We start from the raw sequence: 3,690 nt of genomic DNA on the forward strand, positions 1-3,690 counted from the left end.
CAAACGGTCCAACCCCAAAATGTCCCCGCGCACCAGGCACGGGGCGCCGCGACCTCAGCCCCGCTTGAGCTGCGTCACGTCGCGCACCGCGCCCTTCGAGGCGCTGGTGGTCATCGCCGCGTAAGCCTGTAGCGCCGCCGAAACCTTGCGCGGGCGCGGGTGCACCGGCGACCATGCATCGGCGCCGCGCGCCTCCTGCTGCGAACGGCGGTGCGCCATGACCTCGTCCGAGATCATCAGGTTGATGGTGCGGCCGGGGATGTCGATCTCGATCGTGTCGCCGTTCTCGACCAGCCCGATCTCGCCGCCTTCCGCCGCTTCGGGCGAGGCGTGGCCGATCGAGAGGCCCGAAGTGCCGCCCGAGAAGCGCCCGTCCGTCAGCAGCGCACACGCCTTCCCAAGTCCCTTCGACTTGAGGTAGCTGGTGGGGTAGAGCATTTCCTGCATGCCCGGCCCGCCGCGCGGTCCTTCGTAGCGGATGACCACGACGGTTTCCGCCACGACTTCGCCGCCAAGAATGCCCGCGACCGCTGCGTCCTGCGATTCGTAGACGCGCGCGGTGCCGGTGAACTTGAGGATGCTGTCGTCCACGCCCGCCGTCTTCACGATGCAGCCGTCGCGCGCGATGTTACCGTAGAGCACCGCGATGCCGCCGTCCTGGCTGAAGGCGTGCTCCTTGGAGCGGATGACGCCGTTCTCGCGGTCGAGGTCGAGTTCCTTCCAGCGCGCCGACTGGCTGAAGGCGGTCTGCGTCGGCACGCCGCCGGGCGCGGCCTTGTAGAATTCCTGGACCGAAGCCTCGGTCGTACGGCTGGTGTCCCAGCGCTCGATCGCCTCGCCCAGCGTGCGGGTGTGGACGGTCGGCAGGTCGGTGTGCAGCAGGCCCGCCCGCTCCAGCTGGCCGAGGATCGCGTAGATGCCGCCGGCGCGGTGGACGTCCTCCATGTGGACGTCGGCCTTGGCCGGAGCGACCTTCGACAGGCACGGAACCTGACGGCTCAGGCGGTCGATGTCGGCCATGGTGAAGTCCACGCCCGCCTCGTGCGCGGCAGCCAGCAGGTGCAGCACGGTGTTGGTCGAGCCGCCCATCGCAATGTCGAGGCTCATGGCGTTCTCGAACGCCTCGAAGCTGGCGATGTTGCGCGGCAGCACGGAGGCATCGTCCTGCTCATAATAGCGCTGGCACATGTCCACCGCGACGCGGCCCGCCTCCAGGAACAGGCGCTCGCGGTCCGAGTGAGTCGCCAGCGTCGAACCGTTGCCCGGCAGCGACAGGCCCAGCGCTTCGGTCAGGCAGTTCATCGAATTCGCAGTGAACATGCCCGAGCACGAGCCGCAGGTCGGGCAGGCCGAGCGCTCGATCGTCTTCACTTCCTCGTCGGTGTAGCTCTCGTCGGCGGCGGCGACCATCGCGTCGACCAGATCGAGCGCATGTTCCTTGCCGCGCAGCACGACCTTGCCCGCCTCCATCGGCCCGCCCGAAACGAACACGGCGGGGATGTTGAGGCGCATCGCGGCCATCAGCATGCCCGGCGTGATCTTGTCGCAGTTGGAGATGCAGACCATCGCGTCGGCGCAGTGGGCGTTGACCATGTACTCGACGCTGTCGGCGATGAGGTCGCGGCTGGGCAGCGAATAGAGCATGCCGTCATGGCCCATGGCGATGCCGTCATCGACCGCGATGGTGTTGAATTCCTTGGCAACGCCGCCCGCCGCCTCGATCTCGCGCGCGACCAACTGGCCCAAATCCTTGAGGTGGACATGGCCGGGGACGAACTGGGTGAACGAGTTCACCACCGCGACGATCGGCTTGCCGAAGTCCACGTCCTTCATACCCGTCGCGCGCCAGAGCCCGCGCGCACCCGCCATGTTGCGGCCGTGAGTGGAGGTGCGTGAACGAAGGGCGGGCATTGTCGGAACTCCAGCAGTCATGGGCGCGGGTTTTCGCGCTGTGTTGGAGCCGCCCCTACACGGTGATTGATTTCAATTCAACGTGAGTTTTTGCAATTATATTTCTTCGAACATTCGTCATCCCAGCGAAGGCTGGGATGACGGGAGTTGGCCGACTACCGCCGCGCAGAGCCGCGTCATCACGTCGGCCCACTCCGCCTGTCCCGCTTCCTCGGCGATGAGGTCCTGCCGGATCTCGATGCTGAGATAAGGCAGCCCGTTAGGCTCGGCATGGCGGTTCATCGATGCGTTGAGCAGCTTGCCCGAATACGGCTCCTGATCGCCGGTGACAAAGCCCTGCGCCTCCAGCCAAGGGATCGCGATACGCGCGGCGCGCTCGTCCTTGTTGTAAAGCACGCCGACCTGCCATGGGCGCGGCTTGGTGCACGTCGCGAGGCCCGGCGTGAAGCTGTGCAGCGACAGGATCAGCGCCGGGGGCGTCTCCCGCAACTGCGCCGCGAGTGCGTGGTGGTAGGGATCGAACAGACGGTCCACCCGCGCCTGCCGCTCCTCTGCGGTGAGGACGTTGCCGGGGATGACATGGCCGTCGCTGATCTCGGGCATCATGCCGGGGACGTCGTGCCTGCGGTTGAAGTCGCAGACGAGGCGGCTGACGTTGCCGAGCCATGCGGCGGTTCCGGCTTGCACCATGCGTTCGGCGATGGCGGCGACGCCGATGTCGATGGCGATATGCTCGTCGAGCAGCGCGTCCTCTATGCCGAGGTCGATGTCATCCGGCACGCGGTTGGAGGCATGGTCCGATACGACCAGAACGCCGCCCGAAACGGGCGTGCCGAGCAGGCGGTGGTATTCGGTTTCCAAGTCTGCCTCCGAAGGTTGCGCGCCGCGACCTTACCTCAGTTTGCCCGCCATTTTCCACCAGTGGGGTTGAGTTTCGGCCAGCTTATCCCACGCCGCCTGCAATTGGGCCTCGCTGTCGTAGAGCGCGAAGCATGTTGCGCCCGAGCCCGACATGCGGGCGAGGAACGGCTGCGTTTCGCGCAAAGCCGCCAGAACATCGGCCACGACGGGGCAGATCGCGATGGCCGGAGCTTCGAGGTCGTTGCGGCCTTCCAGTGCAATCCGGCGGACGGAGCCGGTAGGCATCTCGCCGCGATCGATGCCGTCCCAGGCCTTGAACACCGGCCCGGTAGGCACGCCCACGCGCGGGTTTACGAGCAGGACCGGCGTGCCGGTGAGGTCACTCTCGACGGGCTGGAGATCGGTGCCGGTGCCGGTGCCGATGCAGGTGGTGGACAGGACGCAGGCGGGCACGTCGGCGCCCAGCCTCGCAGCGCGCGTCTGCCAGTCGCCTGGAAGGCCCGCGCTGCGCTCCACCATGCGGAACACCGCGCCTGCATCCGCCGATCCGCCGCCGAGACCCGCCGCGACGGGAAGGCGCTTTTCGAGATCGACGGCCCAGCCTTTGCCATGAGGCAAGGTGGACAGCGCCTTGGCGACGATGTTGCCGAACGGGTCGTCGATCTTGGCGGCGAACTCGCCATGGGTGGAGAGGCTGTCGGCGTCGGCGGGGGAGCCGCTCAGCCGGTCGCCGTCATCGACGAAGGCGAACAGCGTTTCGAGTTCGTGATACCCGTCCTCACGGCGACGACGAACATGCAGCGCGAGGTTGATCTTGGCATAGGCGGTTTCGGTCAGCATCGCCCCTTCCATGGCGCGGCGGGGGGCAGGAGGCAAGGGATGCTACGCCCCGTCGTCCCGGACTTGATCCGGGACGAC

At 67.1% G+C, this 3,690-nt stretch carries 3 protein-coding genes; all 3 read right to left on the reverse strand.

What is annotated here, in order from left to right; genetic code table 11:
* Nucleotides 1–54 precede the first annotated feature (54 nt).
* Complete coding sequence (gene ilvD / locus ACYPYD_RS05515; RefSeq protein ID WP_459662375.1) at nucleotides 55–1,911, reverse strand: dihydroxy-acid dehydratase; 1,857 nt, start codon at nucleotides 1,909–1,911, stop codon at nucleotides 55–57.
* A gap of 117 nt (nucleotides 1,912–2,028) precedes the next feature.
* Nucleotides 2,029–2,772 (reverse strand): N-formylglutamate amidohydrolase, encoded by a 744-nt coding sequence (locus ACYPYD_RS05520; RefSeq protein WP_459662376.1) that lies wholly within the window; start codon nucleotides 2,770–2,772, stop codon nucleotides 2,029–2,031.
* Between the two features lie 30 nt (nucleotides 2,773–2,802).
* The gene (locus ACYPYD_RS05525; RefSeq protein WP_459662377.1) at nucleotides 2,803–3,612 is read right to left on the reverse strand and encodes a 4-(cytidine 5'-diphospho)-2-C-methyl-D-erythritol kinase; all 810 of its coding nucleotides are present in this window, start codon (nucleotides 3,610–3,612) and stop codon (nucleotides 2,803–2,805) included.
* Nucleotides 3,613–3,690 lie beyond the last annotated feature (78 nt).

The sequence above is a fragment of the Novosphingobium sp. 11B genome (assembly GCF_054589055.1).